The 21015-nt window shown below is 64.9% G+C and carries 21 protein-coding genes and 1 tRNA gene; 5 read left to right on the top strand and 17 right to left on the bottom strand.

Going from position 1 to position 21015, the window contains the following annotated elements; translation table 11 throughout:
• Positions 1-119 precede the first annotated feature (119 nt).
• Complete coding sequence (locus tag AC5P76_RS01215; RefSeq protein WP_253120067.1) at positions 120-575, bottom strand: pilin; 456 nt, start codon at positions 573-575, stop codon at positions 120-122.
• A gap of 362 nt (positions 576-937) precedes the next feature.
• On the opposite strand from AC5P76_RS01215, the gene AC5P76_RS01210 reads away from it, so the two are divergent.
• From AC5P76_RS01210 to coaE, 3 genes are read left to right on the top strand one after another with little or no spacing between them, the layout of a single operon-like run.
• Positions 938-2197 (top strand): type II secretion system F family protein, encoded by a 1260-nt coding sequence (locus AC5P76_RS01210; RefSeq protein ID WP_253120066.1) that lies wholly within the window; start codon positions 938-940, stop codon positions 2195-2197.
• 6 nt (positions 2198-2203) lie between these two features.
• Entirely contained in the window at positions 2204-3067 is an 864-nt protein-coding gene (locus AC5P76_RS01205; RefSeq protein ID WP_053517036.1) for a prepilin peptidase, read from the top strand.
• Positions 3068-3077: 10 nt separating this feature from the next.
• The gene (gene coaE, locus AC5P76_RS01200; RefSeq protein ID WP_164150949.1) at positions 3078-3689 is read left to right on the top strand and encodes a dephospho-CoA kinase; all 612 of its coding nucleotides are present in this window, start codon (positions 3078-3080) and stop codon (positions 3687-3689) included.
• A gap of 85 nt (positions 3690-3774) precedes the next feature.
• On the opposite strand, the gene AC5P76_RS01195 is transcribed toward coaE, so the two are convergent.
• The 4 genes from AC5P76_RS01195 to AC5P76_RS01180 all read right to left on the bottom strand — a co-directional run bounded on the left by AC5P76_RS01195 (position 3775) and on the right by AC5P76_RS01180 (position 7690).
• Positions 3775-4161, bottom strand: coding sequence for a hypothetical protein (locus tag AC5P76_RS01195; protein ID WP_065175776.1), 387 nt, complete (start codon positions 4159-4161; stop codon positions 3775-3777).
• 467 nt (positions 4162-4628) lie between these two features.
• On the bottom strand, positions 4629-6758 hold the full coding sequence (locus AC5P76_RS01190) for a T6SS phospholipase effector Tle1-like catalytic domain-containing protein (RefSeq protein WP_253120065.1): 2130 nt from the start codon (positions 6756-6758) through the stop codon (positions 4629-4631).
• A 32-nt stretch (positions 6759-6790) separates the two neighbouring features.
• A complete protein-coding gene (locus AC5P76_RS01185; RefSeq protein WP_253120064.1) occupies positions 6791-7399 on the bottom strand; it encodes a DUF3304 domain-containing protein in 609 nt (202 codons plus the stop codon).
• An 18-nt stretch (positions 7400-7417) separates the two neighbouring features.
• Positions 7418-7690, bottom strand: coding sequence for a DUF2235 domain-containing protein (locus tag AC5P76_RS01180; RefSeq protein ID WP_253120063.1), 273 nt, complete (start codon positions 7688-7690; stop codon positions 7418-7420).
• Positions 7691-7793: 103 nt separating this feature from the next.
• On the opposite strand from AC5P76_RS01180, the gene AC5P76_RS01175 reads away from it, so the two are divergent.
• Complete coding sequence (locus AC5P76_RS01175; RefSeq protein WP_495222596.1) at positions 7794-8255, top strand: hypothetical protein; 462 nt, start codon at positions 7794-7796, stop codon at positions 8253-8255.
• Positions 8256-8371: 116 nt separating this feature from the next.
• Here the strand turns inward: AC5P76_RS01175 and AC5P76_RS01170 are convergent, their stop codons facing one another.
• The 12 genes from AC5P76_RS01170 to AC5P76_RS01115 all read right to left on the bottom strand — a co-directional run bounded on the left by AC5P76_RS01170 (position 8372) and on the right by AC5P76_RS01115 (position 20556).
• Positions 8372-8968, bottom strand: a complete 597-nt coding sequence (locus tag AC5P76_RS01170; RefSeq protein ID WP_253161721.1) for a DUF3304 domain-containing protein — start codon at positions 8966-8968, stop codon at positions 8372-8374.
• A 23-nt stretch (positions 8969-8991) separates the two neighbouring features.
• A complete protein-coding gene (locus AC5P76_RS01165) occupies positions 8992-9963 on the bottom strand; it encodes a DUF4123 domain-containing protein (protein WP_253120059.1) in 972 nt (323 codons plus the stop codon).
• Positions 9956-12589 carry a type VI secretion system Vgr family protein gene (locus tag AC5P76_RS01160; RefSeq protein ID WP_495222595.1) on the bottom strand — a complete coding sequence of 878 codons (2634 nt, stop codon included), beginning with the start codon at positions 12587-12589 and terminating at the stop codon, positions 9956-9958. Before AC5P76_RS01160 ends, AC5P76_RS01165 begins: the two co-directional genes overlap by 8 nt.
• Before the next feature lie 99 nt (positions 12590-12688).
• The gene (locus tag AC5P76_RS01155; protein WP_193396507.1) at positions 12689-13072 is read right to left on the bottom strand and encodes a hypothetical protein; all 384 of its coding nucleotides are present in this window, start codon (positions 13070-13072) and stop codon (positions 12689-12691) included.
• 259 nt (positions 13073-13331) lie between these two features.
• The gene (locus AC5P76_RS01150; RefSeq protein ID WP_277381039.1) at positions 13332-14660 is read right to left on the bottom strand and encodes a sensor histidine kinase; all 1329 of its coding nucleotides are present in this window, start codon (positions 14658-14660) and stop codon (positions 13332-13334) included.
• A 4-nt stretch (positions 14661-14664) separates the two neighbouring features.
• Positions 14665-15342 (bottom strand): response regulator transcription factor, encoded by a 678-nt coding sequence (locus tag AC5P76_RS01145; protein WP_053517044.1) that lies wholly within the window; start codon positions 15340-15342, stop codon positions 14665-14667.
• Positions 15343-15559: 217 nt separating this feature from the next.
• Positions 15560-16033 (bottom strand): hypothetical protein, encoded by a 474-nt coding sequence (locus AC5P76_RS01140; protein WP_253120055.1) that lies wholly within the window; start codon positions 16031-16033, stop codon positions 15560-15562.
• Between the two features lie 103 nt (positions 16034-16136).
• Positions 16137-16613 (bottom strand): hypothetical protein, encoded by a 477-nt coding sequence (locus AC5P76_RS01135; protein ID WP_253120052.1) that lies wholly within the window; start codon positions 16611-16613, stop codon positions 16137-16139.
• A gap of 253 nt (positions 16614-16866) precedes the next feature.
• The gene (gene rimK / locus AC5P76_RS01130) at positions 16867-17745 is read right to left on the bottom strand and encodes a 30S ribosomal protein S6--L-glutamate ligase (RefSeq protein WP_065181793.1); all 879 of its coding nucleotides are present in this window, start codon (positions 17743-17745) and stop codon (positions 16867-16869) included.
• Positions 17746-17887: 142 nt separating this feature from the next.
• Entirely contained in the window at positions 17888-18334 is a 447-nt protein-coding gene (locus AC5P76_RS01125; protein WP_253120047.1) for a hypothetical protein, read from the bottom strand.
• Between the two features lie 217 nt (positions 18335-18551).
• Positions 18552-18625: transfer RNA gene (locus tag AC5P76_RS01120), tRNA-Gly, on the bottom strand.
• A 128-nt stretch (positions 18626-18753) separates the two neighbouring features.
• Positions 18754-20556, bottom strand: coding sequence for an autotransporter outer membrane beta-barrel domain-containing protein (locus tag AC5P76_RS01115; RefSeq protein ID WP_253120093.1), 1803 nt, complete (start codon positions 20554-20556; stop codon positions 18754-18756).
• A gap of 240 nt (positions 20557-20796) precedes the next feature.
• Here AC5P76_RS01115 and thiS point away from each other — a divergent pair, with 240 nt between their 5' ends.
• Positions 20797-20997, top strand: coding sequence for a sulfur carrier protein ThiS (gene thiS / locus AC5P76_RS01110; RefSeq protein ID WP_053517056.1), 201 nt, complete (start codon positions 20797-20799; stop codon positions 20995-20997).
• Positions 20998-21015 lie beyond the last annotated feature (18 nt).

Raw genomic sequence — 21015 nt, 5'->3', positions numbered from 1 at the left:
CAAACTTCGCGGACTCAATGCAAGCGTGTGGCCAGGTAGGATCCGGTCAACCCGCAGCGCTGAAACGAAAACGGGGAGCCTGCGCTCCCCGTTCTCATACTGCGATCAGCAAGCTCTGATTACTCGCCGCCGCCGTCACCGCCAGCAGCAGCGCCCTGGCACGAACCCGGGCGGAACTTGGTGTCGATGCTGCCAGCGCAGGTCCAGGCCGGCACGACGCCGTCGGCAACCTTGCTGTCATCCGGAGTCAGGGTGATGGTCTTGTCATCGATATTCGCATCGCCAATAGACTGGGCGGTAGCAACGATCTGCTTCTTGTCACCGTCCCAGGTAACGGACTTGACGTATTTGGTTGCCTGGAAGTCCGGCTTCCAGTCAGCGCCCGGCAGCTTGTTGTTGCTGGCCACGTATTCCGACACGTCGGTACGCAGCGAAGAAGCCGCAAGGATCACTTCCGAGACCTTGGCCTTCTTGGTGTAGTTCGAGTAAGCCGGCAGCGCGATGGCGGCCAGGATGGCGATGATCGCAACGACGATCATCAGTTCGATCAGGGTGAAGCCCTTCTGGTTCTTCATGGTGGTACGTCCCCAAGTAGTGGTGGTTGATTTTCCGGGTGCGGCAACCGGCCGGCCAGATGACCGGATGAGCAGGCTGCCCGTCCCCGCGGGTGGATCAACGCAGGTTGCGTGCCAATCTCCCATGGCCACGCCTCCCCCGATTTCCCCGCGCCAATGATGGCAGCTATTTCGCGGATGGGAACCCCCCTGCTCCGAATCTGCGATGGACGCGGCAATGTGACGCAGCGCGTCACCTTCCGCCTCGACGCGTCAAAAACCCTGCACGCCGTCACGTCGGCAGGCTCCCCGGGCGGGCCTGAACCGGCTACCATCGCCGCTCAGGATGCCCGCCTGGGGATGGCGGGCCTTGGGGAGCCAACATGTCTGTGAGTCGCAGTGCGATCAAGAAGGAGCCCGTGGCCCGCGCCACGATGGAGCTGCAGCCGTTTGTCTGGGAGGGGACCGACAAGCGGGGCATAAAGATGAAGGGCGAGCAGCTGGCGAAGAACGCCAACCTGCTGCGCGCCGAACTGCGCAAACAGGGCATCAGCCCGGGCCAGGTCAAGCCCAAGCCGAAGCCGCTGTTCGGTGCGGCCGGCAGGCCGGTCTCGCCGAAGGACATCGCGTTCTTCAGCCGGCAGATGGCCACGATGATGAAGTCCGGCGTGCCGATCGTGTCGGCGCTGGAGATCATCGGCAGCGGGCACAAGAACCCGCGCATGAAGAAGATGGTGGACACGATCCGCACCGACATCGAGGGCGGCTCGTCGCTGCACGAGGCCATCAGCAAGCATCCGGTGCAGTTCGATGAGCTCTACCGCAACCTGGTGCGGGCCGGCGAAAGCGCCGGTGTGCTGGAGACCGTGCTGGACACCATCGCCTCCTACAAGGAGAACCTCGAGGCACTGAAGGGCAAGATCAAGAAGGCGCTGTTCTACCCGGCCATGGTGCTGGTGGTGGCGTTCCTGGTCAGCACGATCCTGCTGGTCTGGGTGGTCCCGCAGTTCGAGGAAGTCTTCCAGAGCTTCGGTGCCGACCTGCCGGCATTCACCCAGATGGTGGTGAACCTGTCGCGGTTCATGGTGTCGTGGTGGTGGCTGATCGCCATCGTCGCCATCGGCGCGGTAGTGGCGATCGCCATGACCTACCGGCGATCGGAGAAGATGCAGCACACCGTCGACCGGCTGATCCTGAAGGTGCCGGTGATCGGCCAGATCATGCACAACAGTGCGATCGCCCGCTTCTCCCGCACCACAGCGGTGACCTTCAAGGCCGGCGTGCCGCTGGTGGAGGCACTGGGCATCGTCGCCGGCGCCACCGGCAACAAGGTCTACGGCGAGGCGGTGCTGCGCATGCGCGACGACGTTTCGGTCGGCTATCCGGTCAACATGGCGATGAAGCAGCTGAACCTGTTCCCGCACATGGTGATCCAGATGACCGGCATCGGCGAGGAGGCCGGCGCCCTTGACACCATGCTGTTCAAGGTCGCCGAATACTACGAGCAGGAGGTCAACAACGCCGTGGATGCCTTGAGCAGCCTGCTGGAACCGATGATCATGGTGTTCATTGGTACCATTGTCGGCGGCCTGGTCATTGCGATGTACCTGCCGATCTTCAAACTGGGCGCCGTCGTCGGATAAAAATACATGGCTTTTCTCGACCAGCACCCCGGCCTCGGCTACCCCGCCGCGGCCGGACTGGGACTGCTGCTGGGCAGTTTCCTCAATGTTGTCATCCTGCGCCTGCCCAAGCGGCTGGAATGGCAGTGGAAGCGCGATGCGCGCGAAGTGCTGGAGGAACCGGACTTCTACGAGCCGCCGCCGCCGGGCATCGTGGTCGAACCGTCGCACTGCCCGCATTGCAAGCACAAGCTGTCCTGGTACGAGAACATCCCGCTGTTCAGCTGGCTGATCCAGGGGGGCAAATGCCGCCACTGCAAGGCGCCGATCTCGCTGCAGTACCCGCTGGTGGAAGCGATGACCGCCCTGCTGGTGCTGGCCTGCGTGTGGCAGTTCGGCTTCGGCTGGCAGGGCTTCGGCGCCATCGTGCTGACCTGTTTCCTGATCGCGCTGTCCGGCATCGACCTGCGCACCCAGCTGCTGCCCGACCAGCTGACCCTGCCCCTGATGTGGCTGGGCCTGATCGGCAGCATCGACAATCTGTACATGCCCGCCAAGCCGGCCCTGGTCGGCGCCGCCGTGGGCTATCTGTCGCTGTGGACGGTCTGGTGGCTGTTCAAGCAGCTGACCGGCAAGGAGGGCATGGGCCATGGTGACTTCAAGCTGCTGGCGGCGCTCGGCGCCTGGTGCGGCCTGAAGGGCATCCTGCCTATCATCCTGCTGTCCTCGGTGATCGGCGCCATCGTCGGTTCGATCTGGCTCTACAGCCGGGGACGCGATCGCGCCACGCCGATTCCGTTCGGCCCGTACCTGGCCATCGCCGGCTGGTTGTTCTTCATGTGGGGCGAACCGCTGGTGGAGCGCTACCTGGCCCTGAGCGGCCTGCGCTGAGGGGGCCGCCGTGAGCCGCTACGTGGTCGGCCTGACCGGCGGCATCGCGGCCGGCAAGAGCGAAGTGACGCGGCGCTTCGAGGCGCTGGGCATCGTGGTGGCCGACGCCGATCTGGCCGCCCGCGCGGTGGTGGCCACCGGCAGCCCGGCACTGGCCCGCATTGCCGACCGGTTCGGCACGGACATGCTGCTGGCCGATGGCAGCCTGGACCGGGCGCGCCTGCGCACCCATGTCTTCGCTGACCCGGCCGAACGGACGGCACTGGAAGCCATCACCCACCCCGCCATCCGCCTGTTGATGCAGCAGCAGTGCACGCAGGCGCCGAGCCCGTACGCCATTGCTGCGATTCCGCTGCTGACCGAGGTGGGCGGCCGCCACGCCTATCCATGGCTGGACCGGATACTGCTGGTGGATGCACCCGAGGCCGTACAGCACGCCCGGCTGATGCAGCGCGATGGCATCGACGCCGCCCTGGCCGACCAGATGATCGCCGCTCAGGCCAGCCGCGCGCAGCGCCGGGCACTGGCCGATGACGTGGTGGTCAACGATGGACAGCCGGACGACCTGCAGGCGCAGGTGGAGGCGCTGCACCAGCGCTATCTGGCGCTGGCCGGGAGCTGACCCGGCGGACACGTGCCCGGCTTCCTGGCTGCGCTGCGCGGTGAGCCGAGCGCGAGCCCGGCTCTGCCAGGATCGTCAGCGTGACCTACTCCACCTGCTGGCGGGCGTGGCGGACCAGTTCACGGGCGCCCAGCAACAGGCCGTCGACCACATCCGGACTGAGCTGCTGATGGGCGCCCCCCTGCTCACGCGCGGCTGCGGCGGCGTGCAGCACCTGAACCAGCACGTCCAGACCCGCCAGCGTACGACCGAGTCCGGCCTGGGTTGCGACCTGTACCGGACTGAGACCCTCCACGTCCAGCCGCCTGCCATCAGCGCCGTCGCGACCATCCATGCGGGCCAGCAAGGCGGGAAGCAGGTCCTGGGGGTCATCCAGCAGGGCTTCGAGCCGCTCGGCAGCATCGGCAGGAAGCCGGTCGGCAGATTCGCCGATCAAGGCGCAGAGAAGGGGAAACAACGGACGTGCGGACATGGTGAGGCTCCTCGCAGACGGCAGGCCACCTGCAGATGCAAGGTGGCGGACGGTGCGGGTTGGCGTACCGGATCACAACAATCAACCAAAAGACTCCGGCGGACACTTACGGGTCCCCACACACCGCCCGCCAAAGCAAGGCATGCGGTGCATTCTCCACGACGGGCCAAGGGCCCTAGGATCGGTTTGATTGTTGTGTTGATTTCAGGACGCCAATCCCGGCCGGGGCACCCGCCCCGGCCCCGCCATCACGCCATCCAGCGAAGCGCTTTTCTGTAAGGGAATTGCCAAGCTACGGGTGGCTGTAGCGATTCGCGCAGTGGTGCACGCCGAGGGCGCGGCACGCATCACGCACTTGTCGTGATGGGCCCTGCTGATGAAGTGATACCGCCGCACCGTGCGCGCCGGTTGCGACAACCCGCGCGACGCGGAGCATCCGTCAGGCCGAGCACACGCTGCCTGACCTTCTAGGCCGCCGCATCTTCCACAGCACTCCCCCTGCGCAATGCCGCTTCCGCGACGGCCACACCGGGCGGGTTGAGATAGCAGGTGCGCCAGCGCAGGTAGCCCCACTGCCAGTAGTACTCGCGCCCCGTCAGCTGCAGGGCGTCGTCATAATTCTCGGGGTGCTTGCGCCATGCCGTCAGTTCCTCCAACTCCTGCACCGACATCGCCAACGGCACCCGCGGCTGGAACATCTGCCCAGCCCGTTGCATGCGCTCCCGCTCCTGCCGGTGGGCCTGCTCCATCGCGTCCAACTCCTGCATCCGCTGCCGATAGGTATCACGTTCGCGCTGCTGCACGTGCAGCCACTCGTCATCGTCCAGGCCGAACGGCTTGAACCAGGCCCGCGAGTCGTGCACGTAGCCATCCAGAAACGTTGCCACGGGTTCCGGCGGCATCTGCCGCGACGCCCATATCTGCTCGATATGACCATCCAGCCATTGCTGCTCCTTCTGGCCGCGCAGCGTCGCCTGCACGAAGTCCGTTGCCGGAATGCTCTTGTAGGGCGGCAACGCGAGCATGCCGTGGTGAGGCGTGCTTACCGGTGCATTACGGATGCGCTGTGTCGCGTTGTTGTAGCGCATCCCCCTCACTTCCATCGCCAGCTCGGTGTTTCCGCCGCGCAGATCCGCACGGTCCTGTGCCGACGCCCGCTGGAAGGCAGGCAGGCTGGCAAAATCATCCAGATGCTGGCGCCGCCACAACAGGTACTGGCGATAGTGCGCGTACATCAGCACCGCCGTGCGATTGGCCTTGGACGCGGGATTCGTGCCCGGCAGGAATGACGCCATCGCCTGCACATAGGCGTTGTAGTGCTGGCGCAGCCCAGGGGATATCTCGAACTGACCTGCGGTTTCCCTGTCCGCTTCGTCCATCGGCACCAGCGGCACTCCCGCCGCCAGCGCATGCCGGTACATGTCGCACAGCGGAATCTGCGAGAGCTTGTCAGCGTCATTCGGCGAACGCCCCTGCTCGCCCGGTGCATACCCGCCACCTATGTCCGAATGCACCCCAGGGTAGATGATCTGTTCGCAGTTCACGCCATCCACCAGATCCACCGGGAACGAACCGCGTACTTCATGTGCGGCCACCATGTGCACGCAGCGGCGTACGTCGGCGGGAATGCGCAGGTCTTCGGCTGCGGCCCAACCACCATGGCCGTCGAACACCGATTCAAAGAAGCTCTGCGCGGCCCCCACCGAGGCGACGGTGTCGAAAAGGCCCATGAAATCGATCTGCACGGGAATGCCACAGAGGCGCAGGGGACCCGGCCCCGGATCGCAGGCATCACCCAGCCAGTTGCAGAATACGCGTGCCTCTGCCGCGCCCCGCGAGAAGCCGAAGATCGACAGGCGGATGCGGTCCACGCGTGGATTCTGGGCCTGGAACGGGGCCACCTTCTTCGCCAGGAACGCCCGTCGCTCCTGCAATACCGCCCGGCGCGCCGCGTGATCGGCGCGGGTCAGATGGGTACCACGCACCCGCTGCAGCGCACCGACCATGTTCCAGAAGCCGCCGCTGAGCGAGTTGCGCAGATCGAGCTCCTTCTCGCCTTGGTTGACAGCCAGATAGTTGGACAGCGGCATTCGTGCTGCCTGAGCCAAGCGTTCCACGTCCTGAAGGCTCAGGCGGAGATCGGCACTCATCTTCCGCGCGACCGGGACAGTAGAATCAAAGCCCATGGCGGAGGTGACGGTGGTCTCGGCGAAATGGGTCAAGAGATGGTCCTGGACCCGCATCAGCATCCAGTTCACCCGACCCTCGCCGCCCCAGCCGGCTGCCGCGCCGGCGCGCGCGTGCCAGCCTGTGCCGGTGTCGCCGACTTCTTTCAGCGCCTCCGTGCCTACGCCTTGGATGTAGCTCGCGAAGCGGGTGGCACGCTTATCGGAATTTGAACCTTGATCGCGGTCAAAGACATCAAAGAGTCGTGAGATGTTTGATTCCGTCTTATCTTGCCGACGAAGGGAGTTCAGTCTGTGGTTTCGCGTTCCATCGAAAAAGCAACCAAGAAAGAGATCAGTACCACAATCTGAGGATGACCCCGCACTTGCTCCAGCGTTGCGAGCGGCTTCGCGATCATTCAATTCGGTCATATTGTCAGAAGCTGGAGAAGATGCCGCCACTCTCATTCATCCACCTCCTTGGGCAAAGTTTCCAACAGGAACTGCGCGACCCTCTCTTCGTCGCGCTCACGGCTAGCGAACTCTATGTCGTACTGGAACTTCGGAACACCAGGAAAATACGGTGTCGCTACCACTCGCACCTGGTCATCCGGGAAGTACATGAAATAGATGAAGCCATCCAGGAAGGGCTTGTAGGGCGCCACAGGGACGTCCCTTTCCACGTAGCTTGTGGGATCTTTCAAGAACATGCTGGTGGTGCGGTAGGCCACAGTTACCTTGAGCCCGGGATGCCAGAGACGGGGCAAGGTCACGCAGCAAGTGGCGGCATTTCCACTCGCGCGGGCCCGCATCGCGCCGCCCCAGGCATCATTGATGTACACCGTGCCCAGTCCATCATCCGAGTAGTTGGCCACACCAATCATCAGATGCATTTCCGATGGCGCATCGGTGATGTCATGGCCAGAAGCGAAATCAATAATGATCGGCTTCGAAGGGTCCAGTGGCGGCGGCCCGATCCTGAACTCCATGAACTTGAGCACGACACCTGCCAAGGCCAGCAGCGCAACGCCGATCAGGGCGAGCCTCGTCAACAATTTCGTCACTACTTTCATTTGGTCTGAATGCGTCATTCAGCAGTGTCCCCGGTTATGGCGCATGCCGTGACCATCGAGTACCGATTCAAAGAAGCTCTGCGCGGCACCCACCGAAGCGACCATATCGAACAAGCCCATGAAATCGATCTGCACGGGAATGCCACACAGGCGCAGCGGACCCGGTCCGGGATCGCAGGCATCGCCCAGCCAGTTGCAGAATACGCGTGCCTCTGCCGCGCCCCGCGAGAAGCCGAAGATCGACAGGCGGATGCGGTCCGCCCGCGGATTCTGCGCCTGGAACGGGGCCACCCTCTTCGCGAGAAACGCGCGGCGTTCCTGCAATACTGCCCGGCGCGATGAGTGATCGGCGCAGGCCAAGTGGGTGCCACGCACGCGCTGCAAGGCACCGACCATGTTCCAGAAGCCGCCGCTGAGCGAATTTGCGCATTCGTGCTGCCTGAGCCAAGCGCTCCACGTCCTGAAGGCTCAGGCGGAGATCGGCACTCATCTTCCGCGCGACGGGAACGGTGGAGCCGGAGCCCATTGCTTTAGTGACGGTAATACCTGTGAAATGATCGAGGAGGTGGTCCTGGACCTGCATCAGCATCCAGTTCACCCGGCCCTCGCCACCCCAGCCTGCTGCAGCGCCGGCTCGGGCGTGCCATCCGGTGCCGGTATCGCCAACTTCTTTCAGCGCTTCCGTGCCTACGCCTTGGATATAGCTGGAGAACTTTTTTCTACGTTGCCCCTCACGGCGCAATTGGTCAGCATCATAGACATCGAACAGCCGCGACACGTTGCTGTCACTCTTGTCCCCGCGTCTTTTGGAGGCCAGCCTGTGGTTACGCGTCCCATCAAAGAAGCAGCCTACTGACACGTCCACACCGCAGTCGGATCCAGATTCCGACAATGAGGCTGCGTATCGCGCCGCTTCAACGGAGCTCAGTCGCGTTGGATGCTCTGTCGTCGTAGTAGATACCCTTACCCTCACTATTTCGCCTCCTCGCCTGCAGTTGCTTCCAGAAATTTCCTGATCCTTGCTGGATCACCATGTCCGTCGCCGAAGTCGATGTCGTAAGCGAAGCCCGGATATCCTGGGGAGTAGGGAGTGGCCACCACTCGAACCTGGTCATTCGGGAAGTACATGAAATAGATGAAGCCATCCAGGAAGGGCTTGTAGGGCGCCACAAGGACCTCCCTTTCAACGTAGCTTGTGGGATCTTTCAAGAACATGCTGCTGGTGCGGTAGGCCACGGTAACCTTGAGCCCGGAATGCCAGAGGCGAGGCAAGGTCACGCAGCAGGTGGCTGCATTGCCACTCGACCGTGGCTCCATCCCCCCTGCCCAGGCATCATCGATGTACACCGTGCCCAGCCCGTCATCCGAGTAGTTGGCCACACCGATCTTCAGGTGCATCTCCGGAGGAGCACCGGTGATGTCGTGGCCAGTATCAGGCTCAATGATGATCGGCTTCGTAGGATCCGGCGCCGTCGGCCCGATGCTGAAGTCCATGAACTTAAGCACGACACCTGCCAGGGCCAGCAGTGCAAGACCGATCAGGGCGAGCCTCGTCAGCAGTTTTCTCACGACCTTCATTTGATCAGGGGGTGTCATTCAATTGGGTCCCAGGTTATGGACGCACAGCGGGGTATGATCCGCTCGCAGTCCGCACCATCCACCAGACTCGCCGGGAATGAGCCGCACTTCATGCGCGCCCATGGTTGGCACGCAACGGCGCACAATCGCCGCCCTCCATCCTGATCGAGGGCTCGTGCGTCCTCTCCGGCAGAGCGCGCATCCCACGCGGTAACGGCCTTGACCGTCATCCGGTGTGCCAGCGCCAGATGGTCGATACCGCGCCGCGCCAAGCGCGCAAGCACGACTTCCGCACAACGATGTACATGTGAAGGCATCATGTCGTCCGGTCGCAGTGATGGCCGCTGCAGCACGAAGCGGGCGATGGCATCGGCCTGGCTGTGCCGGCGTAGTGCCGCTTCCTGTACGGCGGTGAACATCAAGGGGCTGGCATCGATAGCGAAGAGTGCCCCCCCGGCGCCTGCCACGCGCATCCAGCCTCCTGTACGGGTGGGCAGATACCAGTCCTGCAGTCCGGCCAGCACGCGTCTGCGTTGATTTCCATCCAACGCCTCAAGCAGGATGGCTGCCGCTCTCCCGTCAGCCCAACGCAGCAGCCAGGGCTCTCCCACGCTGGACTCGCCTTCCCAGATCCGTCGCAGGTGGTGAATCAGCGCCCCCGGATCGGCCGTAGTACGCAGGACAGACAGCATTGGCGCACCACGGCTCAGGGCCAACAGCGCCTGCCAGCAACGCTCGCGTGCACGGGCATCATCGGGAAGGGTGAGCAGGCAGGGCGACAAGCGGTCCAGGCCCTCGCCCGCGTAGCGATGCTTGAACACTGGCTGGATGCTGGCTGACAGCGCGTGCAGCGATTCGCAGGCAGTCGGCGCGAATGCCCTGTCCACTAGAACATGTGCAGGCAGGGCGTTTGCCGTCTCTTCGTCAGTGCCCTGCCACGGCAGCCCGATGTGCTGCCATGGGTCAATCCAGGCAGGCTCAACCATTCTTCAAGGACCATGGCAGTCCGGCCTGCATCGCCTTCTGCAGGCACTCCACACAGATCGTCTGCGGGAACTGCGGCAGGGGAAACAGTTCCTGCGCCGGACCGACGAATGTCCGCCGGCCGGTCCTGAAGGTCAGCGTACCCGGGCACGTCACCTGCAGATGTCCATCAGTCAGCGTGATCGCTGCACCCTCCGCAGTGACGATGTGCAGGGCGCGGCCGGCCGCCAGCTGGACCTCGCCCTGGCCGCTTGTCGCCCGCAGACCGGCCCGTGACTGCAGAAGCACCGCATCGGCCTGAGCCTGCAGGTCAAGCTGTTCTTCGCCGGCCACTACACTCAATCCAATCTGATCCGCGCGGTGCGCCGCACCGGCCAATACACCGATGGCCTGGCGTCCCTGCCAGCGGGCATGGCCGACGACGATGGCCGCGGAGCTGCCGCCACTGGCCAACAGCGTGCAGTCCCGAACTCCCATCTGAAACGCCTGACCGGCCACCTGGCAGATGCCAGTCGGTGCCGACAGGCCCAGCACGGGCGACCGTGTGGCGGGGACCTGCTCACCGGCGGTGCTATTGCTCCGCGACGCCGCCACGCTGTCGGCCAGAACCTGCAACACCGATGAGCCGCTGGCCTGCCGGACACAACCGCGCAGCCGTATCGTCTGGTGCCGCCGCGCTGCGTCATCAAACGTCTGTCCCAGCACCAGGGTCTGCCGCAGCAGCGCAACCGGTGCTATCCGCAGACCCGCGGGATCACTGGCAGTTCGCGCCGTGCTGTCCAGCCACAGACCTGCCGTGGCACGTACCGATCCCCATGCGTCGCTACGCAGCTCGTATCCGTTTCCGCGCAGGCTGCCGCGAAAGTTGTGCTGCTGGTGACGCAACTGGCCCAAACTGAGGGAACTATGGCGCTGGGTGGTACCCAGCCTGACCTGCAGCTGGTTGTCGCTGTCATCGAATTCGAGGCTGCTGCCCCCCTGGCCGTCCCAGCTCTGCGAACTGATGCCCCAGATTGCACCCGCGTTGCGCTGGGCGCATTCGCCGGCGCCAGCGGCATGCCAACGTGGCGCCTGACCACCGGCCAGATTGTTCTGGGCGCTGGTGGCCGCATCACTGGCCAGTGCCAAGGCATCCGGACGCGATTCCCCGCGACCGTTGTAGAGCGCACCGACCACGAGGGGCCTGCGGATGTCTCCGTTGATGAAGTCCACCACTACCTCCTGACCCACGCGCGGCAGGAACTGGCTGCCAACGCCAGGACCGGCGAAGCGCTGGGCGACACGCAGCCATCCACTTTCCGCCCTGCCATCGGTGGCGAAGCCAAACCGCACACGGATGCGTCCTGCGCTGTCCATGTGCAACGGTGCGCCGTCATCGCCGCCCACTACGGTGGCCAACTGTGGTCCAGGCGCGGTGGGACGATAGTCCGGGTCCTCCAACCGACGTCGCCACCGCTGCTCAAGCGGGATGGCCTGGAACCGGTTTGCGTACCCCAGTGCCTGCGCGCGTGCTGCGGGCACGGTATCGGGCAGCGTGCAGGCCGGCAGGTCCTGCTGTAGTTCGGCCACCGACGGCAGCAGATTGACTCCGGCATGGTTCACCGCCGTAAGCAACAGCGCGGGCGCCGCTCTCTGACCCGGCACCGGCAGCACCTCGAATGCCTCGCCCGGCTCGAAGTCCGGCTCGGTCCCCTCGCCCGTCCAGCGCCGTTGGTCGCACAGTGCCGCTTCAGCCTCCCGCATCACCTCGGCCAGTGCTTCACGTGTGGTCTGCCACGCCGCGTGGCGTGCTGGCGAGTAGTCTTCCAAAGGACCATCCGCCGCGTCACGCACGGGCAGGCTTGCCGATATCACACGGAACGCATCGTCATTGTCCGTCACGCGTGTCATTCGGGTTGGCACCACCCTGCGGGACTCATGCAGGAACGCGATGCCCGGGCTGTCCACCACCCGCTGCGTCCGGTGCACCCGCCGAAGACCCGGGAGCACGCTGCATTGCGTACTGTCGCCAATGATCATCAGCGTATGTCCACCCGGCGCCTCAGGCCGTGCTCGAATGCACCAGCCCAGTCCTTCCTCAGCCATCAGCTGCTGCAGGAACGCCATGTCCGACTGGCGATACTGCACGCGATACCCCCGGCACCGCCGGTCCAGCGTACTCGGGCTGCCAGCGTGCCAGCACCAGTGTGCAAGGGGTGCGTGTTCCGAAAGCACGGTATCGATGATGCTGGCGACGTCCTCATCCTGGAATACTCGACTGTGGCGACTGTCGTGCAGCCAGGCTGTCCAGTCCGCCAGATGGACGCGGTAACGCACCAGACTGCCAACACAGGCCACACGTTCAACGCTGCGGATCAGTCCGACGCGGACGACCTCTCCTCCATCCGGAAGGCGGGTGGTGATGCTTGCGGGCCGCGTCAACCAGTCGTCCAGATCCTGTTCGTGTTCGTCACCCAACAGGTCGATCTGGCAGCGCAACTCCCCAGACAACGACTCGTGCCCATGCCATCGCTCGACAATTAGCCGCGTGGCGGTTGGCCCGCAGAACCGATGGACACGCGAAGACGCTTCGCATGCGGCAGTGAATGATGATGATCGATGATGCATGACAGCTCCCTCGGCAGGCATGACCTGCGATGACGTTTGCTGCGCCTGGCACTGGCCGCGAGCTGACCCGCCGGGCACGTGCCCGGCGTTGCAGAATCGTCGTTGCGGCGTCCCCGGCCATCACTGCAATGTGGCTGTCCCCCTGATTCTCTCGGCCTGCAGCTGCTGCTGCACGTGACACGTCAGTTCCCGCGCGGCCAGAATCAGGCCTTCCATCGCGCCCGGTGGCAGCACGTTCTGCTGGCCCCCCCGCGTGCGCGCGATGTGCGCGGCGTACATCACCCGGGTCAGGGTGCCGAGACCTTCGACGGCGCGCCTGAGATCGGCAGGCTGCACTGCGTCGGCGCTGACGCCGCCGGCGTCGATTGGCGTCTGCTGGGCCGGCATATGGCCGTCGCAGCGGGACAGTACGTCCTCGACGCGCTGGGCGACGTCCGGAGACAACTGGCTGATCGAGTCACCGACCAGTTGATGCAGGTTGGGGTAGCGGATGCGATGCGACATGGCGATGCTCCTGGCAGCCGGCAAAGTGCGCGGACTGGCATCTTGGCCATCTGCGCGTCTGGCAATCAGGAGGTAAAAGCGTCAACTGCCCTATGACTACCCGGAACCGTGAGATCGGACACGCAGCGGACGCGGCAGAGCGTGCGCGCGCCGGGTGTCTGGCCGTGCAGAACAGATACGTTCATGCCGTTAGCGACAGCGACGCCCTGGAAGAGGCGTCCCTGTAGGGCCGGGCCCTGCTCGGCAGGCAAAGGATCTGCTACAGCGGCCTGGGCGAGAACGTCAGCGTTGCGATCACGCCGCGCTCGCCCCCGGGGCGCACGCTGACCTGCCAGCCGTACAGGTCGCAGAGGCGGCTGACGATCGACAGGCCGATGCCGCCGCCCTGCGAATGGCCCGCGTGCGTACCGCGGTAACCGCGCTGGAACAGCTTGGCCGCATCTTCCTCGCTCAGGCCCGGACCACTGTCGGTGACCGAGACCGAGTTGGACCCTACGTGCACGCGCACTTCGCCATCCTGCGAGTACTTCACTGCGTTGCCGATGAGGTTGCCCAGGGCCACCGAAAGCGCGGCCTCAGGCGCGTCGATCACCAGGTTGCGCTCGCCCTCCAGTGCCAGTTCCAGCGGCTTGCCACCCAGCTGCGCGCGGTGCGCGTCCAGCAGCTGCTCGGCCACGCGGGCAACATTGCTGGTGCCCTGCCCCCGCTCGTTCCGCGACAGCAGCAGCAAAGCGCCGATCAGATCACTGCACTGCTGCTCGGCACGCTGGATGCGCTGCAGGCGCTGCAGCACCTTTTCATCCAGGCCGGGACGGGTCAGCAGCAGCTCGGTGGCGCCGCGGATCACCGCCAGCGGCGTGCGCAGTTCGTGGCTGACGTCCGCATTGAACTCACGGTCGCGCTGCACCACTTCGGTCAATCGCGAGGAGTAGTCGTCCAGCGCCTGGGCCAGCTGGCCCACTTCGTCGTCGGGGAAGCGCGGCGCCAGCGGCTCAGGCTCGCTGGTGCCGCCCCGGTAGGCGCGCAGGCGGGCCGCCAGGTCCGATACCGGCTTCATCACCTTCGAGGCCGACCACCAGCCCAGCACCAGCGACAGCAGGCTGAATACCAGCACCGACAGCACCAGCGCACGGTTGAGCTGCTTGCTGCCGCGCATGCTGTCGGTCATGTCATAGGCCAGGAAGAACCACGCATCGTCGGCTTTGCGCACGGCAAGCTTGTAGGCGTACGGCTGCCCCTGTTCGTCGGTCCCGCTGAGGTTGTAGTTGCCGGTCTGCAGGTCAGCCCATTGCGGCCAGGACTCACGCGCCTTGTCGAACTTGTCCGCCGAATAGGCATACGCGCGGATCTGCTGTACCGGCACGGCCGGATTGCGTCCGGGGTGCTCGTAGAAGCGACGGGCGTATTCTTCAATGTTGTGGTTGATCACATCCTCGACCAGCTGGTTCTCCACCCGAATCCGGGCCCAGTTGGTGGCGAACGCGAACAGTGTTGTCAGGCAGAAGCCCAACAACACGAATGACACGATGATTCGACTGCGCAGGCGGCGCCGATACGGCGTGCGCCGGCGCTCCCCCTTGGTTGCCACGGGATCAGCTTTCCGGGGTGGCGATGCGGTATCCGATGCCATGGCGGGTCTGGATCAGCGGCACTTCGAACGGCTTGTCGACCACGGCACGCAGACCGTGGATATGGACGCGCAGCGAATCCGAGTCGGGCAGTTCCTCGCCCCACACGCGGGTTTCCAGTTCCTGGCGGGTGACCACGGCCGGCGCCGCTTCCATCAGCGCCTGCAGGATTTTCAGTGCGGTCGGGTTGAGCTGCAGCAGCTTGCCCTGGCGGCGCACTTCCAGCGTGTCCAGGTTGTACTCCAGGTCGCCGGTTTCCAGCACGCGGGTCTGCACCCCCTTGCCACGTCGGGACAGCGCGTTCAAACGCACTTCCACTTCCTGCAGCGCGAACGGCTTGATCAGGTAGTCGTCCGCACCGGAATCAAAACCCGCCAGCTTGTTGTCCAGCGAGTCACGAGCGGTCAGCATCAGCACCGGGGTCTGCTTGCGCGCTTCGTTGCGAAGCTTGCGGCAGACCTCGATTCCGTCCATTCCCGGCAGGTTGAGATCCAGCACGATCGCGTCGAACTCGTGCACTACGGCCAGATGCAGTCCGGTCACGCCATCGGCGGCGAAGTCCACGGTGTGGCCCCGGTCCTCGAGGTAGTCGCCCAGATTGGCGGCGATATCGCTGTTGTCTTCTATTACAAGAATGCGCACTGGGACCTCTGTTTCGTGAAGGGTCGTCGGGGGGCCATGCCCACTCCCGCAGGGTGGACCCGTGGAAGTGGACGCGACGTCTACCTGCTGAACGATACAGGTTCCATTCTTAACATTTCGTACCGGACATGTTGCTACTGCATCTACTCCAGCAAGGCACGCGCGCGGCCCAGCGCGGCCTGCCCCTGCGGCCGCACGGCCACCGCCCAGGACTGCGTCAATCCAAGGGCGGCGGGTTGTTGCCCTGAGCCCGATACATCAGGTCGCGGCTGGACTTGGTCGCCTCGCGCCGTTGCGCCACCGTCATACACACGTTCTGCGGCATGTTGCTGCCGATCTGGCGCTCACGGCGGCACACCATCCTGCTGTCGGCTTTGGCCTTGGTCAGAAGGGTATTGACCTCCTCCTGGTCATTGAAGACCTCGACCTTGTCCTGCGGTGCCAGACTGTCGGCACTGTCGTGAGCGCCCACCCGCGCGCGGATACGGGACAGCGCAGCCTGCACACGACTCTTGTCCTCGGTGGAGATTTCGCTGTATTCCTCGTCATTGAGCGCCGCTTCAACACGCTGGATCTGCATCGCCAGCGGCTCACGCACGTTGAGCTGGACCACCTCCTTGCCGGACTTGGCTTCGGCCGAGACAGCAAGCCCCAGGCACAGTGCCAATGCGAACGTTGTGGTACGGAACATTTCCACCTCCAGTGTCATCCATGAACGGAAACCGAACTCTACGACCGGACCGCAGCCTCCACAAGAGACTCCCGGCAGGGTGTCCCATCGCGGTTGGGATGGATCAGTGGCCCGATGCGGGATCAAGATTGTTGAACGTGCGCTGGTCATTGATCAGCGCCTTGCCCTTTTCTTCGATGCGGCGACGTTCGGCGACAGTCAGGCAACGGCCCTTGGGCATGTTGCTGCCGGTGGTGCGCTGGTAGGTGCAGACCTGGCGGCTGTCGTCGCGCGCGCGGGCGAGCAGCTGGTTGACCCGCTCCTGGTCGTTGAACACCTGCGCCTGTACCTGCGGCGGCAGCTCATCGACCCGCTGCCGGTCCCCCATGCGCTGGGTGATGCGGGCCAGCGCCTGCTGGATCTGGCTGCGGTCATCGGCGCTCAGTTCGGCGTACTCCGGCGCCTGCAGCGCCTTCTCGACCTGTTGGACCTGGCCGGCAACCGGAGCCTGGCGATCCATCTGCAGGGCGCTCTTCTCTGTCTTGGCGACAGCAGCGCCCGACACGCACAGCAACAACGCGATCATCGTGATGCGGTACATCGCCCACCTCCCGGTCCATCGGAACGAAGGCCCAACTCTACGAGCGCCCCTGGGTCGCCACAAGTGGCGCGTGGCCTACGGACGCGCATAAAAAAGGCCCAGGCGGTGCACCCGCCTGGGCCTGAAGTCGTATCCCGATACCGATCCTGCTGAGAGGCAGAGCTGCGGTTCGCTGAAGCCTACCCCCGCACCGATTAAAGGCATGTTAAAGCAGCGTCTCGCCGCCCAAAGAGAATCTCAACTTACTGAAAAATCAGGATTTTTTCAGCTTCTCGACGTGCTCGATGATGCGCATGGCCACGTCCACCCCGCAGGCTGCCTCGATGCCTTCCAGGCCCGGGGTCGAGTTGACCTCCAGCACCAGCGGGCCCCGCTGCGAGCGGATCAGGTCGACGCCGCAGACCGACAACCCCAGTGCCTTGGCCGAGCGCACCGCGACCTGCTGTTCGGCGCGGCTGGCCTTGGCCGCCACGGCGGTGCCGCCGGCGTGCAGGTTGGAGCGGAAGTCGCCTTCGGGTGCCTGCCGCTGCATCGAGGCCACCACCTGGTCGCCGACCACGAAACAGCGCAGATCGGCCCCCTTGGCCTCACCGATGAACTCCTGCATGAGGAAGTTGGCATACAGGCCACGCAGCGCCTCGACGATCCCGCGCGAGGCACTGGCCTTTTCGGTCAGGATCACGCCGCGCCCCTGCGTTCCTTCGTTGAGCTTCACCACATGCGGCGGCGGCCCCAGCATCGACAGCAGATCGACGGTGTCATCGGGGTTGTCGCCGAACACCGTGACCGGCATGTCGATGCCTTTGGCCGCCAGCAGCTGATGCGCGCGCAGCTTGTCGCGCGAGCGCAGGATCGCGTCGGACGGATTGGGCGTACGCGCGCCCATCAGCTCGAACTGGCGCAGGACCGCAGTGCCATAGCGCGTGATCGACGCACCGATGCGCGGAATGACCATGTCCACACCGGTCATCGGCCGCCCTTTGTAGTGCATCGAGAATCCGTCGGCAGCGATGCGCATGTAGCAGCGCAGCGGATCGAGGATGCGCACCGTGTGGCCGCGCGCACGCCCCGCCTCGACCAGCCGGCGGGTGGAATACAGGGAGCTGTTGCGGGACAGGATGGCGAGCTTCATCGCGGCGGGATCGGTCGGCAGGCGCGCAGCATAGCGCGGCCGTGTGGCGGGCGGATGATGCCGCGTGGTTGCCGAGACAGGGCGCCACAGTCCAGCCAGCAACAGCCCGACACCGATGCCGTCGGGCTGCGGCTGCCGCGTTTTATCGGCCCGTGTTGATCCGTGCAACGACCTCCCGCACCCTCTTGGTGTAGGCCGCCAAAAGCTCTCTGGACTGCTCCGGCGTGACCGCCTTGCCGACGTGGCCAGGCTGTGCGGCATAGTCCCGCTGGAAATCGCACATTTCCACGGATACCGCGCTGCTGACGTCGTCCTGCGCAACGGAGGGCGCACCGGTACTGCCATCCGCATTGACGTTGATCATGAACGCGCGGTCGCCCGTGTAGCCGCCGAAGCTGTTCTTCGCGTTGACCATCCCGCAGACAATCGTACCGTCGAACATCGCAAACGCCTGACGGATGACGATCTTTGCCGAGTCAGGATCCTTCAGCGCCCGACGGACCCCCGCCTCCGCTATGGCCCGATCAGCCTCGACCTTCTGTTTTCTTGCATTTTCTTCGGTCGGCGTGCACGCCGACGCAATACCCATCAACGCAACCGCAAGAATCCGATTCCGCATTCCCCCCCCTGCCACTGGCTTGAATGTTGCCGCACTTTACCGGCTTATCGCCCCGCCAGACCATCGGCAAGCACGGGAAGCGCCCACGCTTCACCGACTCACAGAGCCGGCAGGCACAGAAAGATGCAAAAGGGGAAACATCTAGGTTCGCGGCCGATCCGGAAAACACACGCATCGTTGCGGAAGATGGAGCGGGCGATGGGAATCGAACCCACGTCAGTAGCTTGGGAAGCTACAGCTCTACCATTGAGCTACGCCCGCGTCGCGTGGTGAAAGTCTATGCGGTCGGGCCGGTGTTGCGCAATGGTGGCCACCGCATGCGCCGGGCATGGCCCGACGCTGCCATGCAGCCTTCCCAGGCCCTTGCGGGGCCTGGGAAGGTGCGTTCGTCAGAAACTGCCGCTGAAGCTGGCAAACAGCGTCGCGTCACGTGCACGCTTCTGCGCGGTGGAGGTGCTCAGGCCGATGTTGCTCTGCAGCCCGAACAGCTCCGTGCGGGCGCCCAGCACCACGGTGGCGTAGTCCTTGTCGAACTTCAGGCCCGGCACGCGGTAGCTGCCCAGCTCCGGCAGGGACTGCAGCCAGGCGCTGGCCTGCTTGGTGTCTTCGAACTCGTGATCGTAGGTGGCCTGCACGTAGGGCTTGAAGGTGCCGCCATCGAAGCGCGCCTGCCAGCCGATGCGACCGACAGTGGAGTCCAGCTCCTGGTTGTTGTAACCCAGCGCAGTGGCCAGCGTGCCGGCGTCGGCGCTCTCGGTATAGCCGTCGATCTTCACCTTCTGCCAGATCAGGGCAGCCACCGGACCGTGGCGGAAGCCGCCCTCGGCGCCGAACTCGTACCCCGCATTGATGGCGGCGGTGAGATTGCTGCCATCTGCCGAACCGCCATGCTCACGGGTGGCCGGACCCAGCTGCACCTTGCGGGTCACGTCGTAGTCGAGCCAGCTGTAGCTGACCTGCCCGTTGACCCAGGCACGCTGGCCGTACCAGCCAGCGAACAGGCCCAGCGTGGTGTCGGACTGGGTGAAATCGCCGCGGCTGTTGCCGAAATCGGCATCCATGCGTCCATAGCCACCGAAGCCGCCAAAGACCATGCCGTCACGCGACCAGTCGACACCGAACAGGCCGGCCGGCGCCAGGCCGTCGTAGAGATCGGCGTGGTCATAACGCTGCATGTCGCCGCGCACACCGCCCCACCACGACAGGCCGTCAGCCGGACGACCGCCCAGATGCATGCCGACCTGGTCGGCGCGCGAACGGCCGATGGTCTGCGCCGAATGGCTGAGCACCTGCTGCAGGCGCGGGCCTTCCAGCACGGATACCGCGTACTGGCCCAGCAGTGCATGGCCTGCCGTGGTCGGATGCACGCCGTCGGCGAACAGGTAGGTCTTCGCGGCATCCGGGCTGACGTAGGACGTCGGGTTGCAGCCGATGATGCTCTGCGTCGAATTGGCCGGGTCGATGGTGCAGGCCGTGCTGGTGACGTTGGTGAAACCGTACATGGCCGGATTGGCGGCCACTTCACTGAGCACCGTGAAGGTATCCAACGGGATGAATTCGATGCCCGCCTGCTTCAGCCCGCCATACAGGGCGTTGTTGTAGCCGGCCGACAGCGCGGTGGCGGCGGCGGCATTGGGGCCACGGAAGGACGGCGTCAGGCCGACGTTGGGCAGGTTCGGCACCAGCACGTACTGGGCGCCCGCCTGCTTCAGCGCGCCGACCAGGGCGATCTGGTCGGTGACGGCCGCGCCGATGATGGCCTGCGCCTGTGCCGGCGCCGCAGCGGCCGCGAACAGGTCGTTGGCGCCGCCCCAGACGGTGTACAGCGCGTTGGCATCGGCTTTGCCGCCATTTACGGCCAGGTAGCGGGTGAGTTGCGTCTTCAACGACGGAATGGGCCCCAGGGCACCAGTGACCTCCACCGACACGCGCGCACCGCCGGCGGCATAGTTGTCGCCGTTCTGGCCGTTGCCGTTGGGCGTACCGTTCAGGCCGTAGTAGTTGGCGACCTGCTGCGACCAGACCCAGCCCGGATTGGTGGTGAACTGGCCGGTGACCTGCTGTGTTGCCGGGGGCAGCAGCGGCCGGAAATAGCCCGCGTCGGTCAGGCTGTCGCCGAAGAACACCGCGTGCGAGTAAGGGGATTCGCCTGCCATGGCCGGAACCGCGGCCAGTGCGATCGCGGCCGCCATCAGGGAGCGGATCGGGCGTTTGCTGAGCAGCATGTAAAGAACTCCTGTGGGGACGTCATTGAGGATCCGGCGTGCGTACGCCGGCGCACGGTGAATGGTTTCACCGCACCGACGATTGCTCACGCTGCGCCGCCGCATGAATTGCCGCGCAGCCCGCCAATCGCAGGCTGCGCCGATGCGGGCGCCGTGCGGAGGAACGGATGGTTTCCGTCCTGACGGGCCATACGCGACAATGCCGCCATGAACATCCAGCTCAACGGCGAACCCCGCACCCTGCACGCTTCGGCAACCCTCCATGACCTGCTCGAGGCCGAGCAGCTGCTGCAGCGCCGGGTGGCGGTCGAGGTCAATGGCGAGATCGTCAGCCGCAGCCGCCATGGCGAGCATCGCCTTGCCGAAGGTGACGTGGTGGAGATCGTGCACGCCCTGGGTGGGGGTTGAGGCACGACGCCCGCGCTG

This window comes from Stenotrophomonas sp. YJH_SMC_36, from assembly GCF_059369935.1.
The sequence above is the reverse complement of the archived record's forward strand: the minus strand, read 5'-3'. Positions and strand labels throughout refer to the sequence as shown.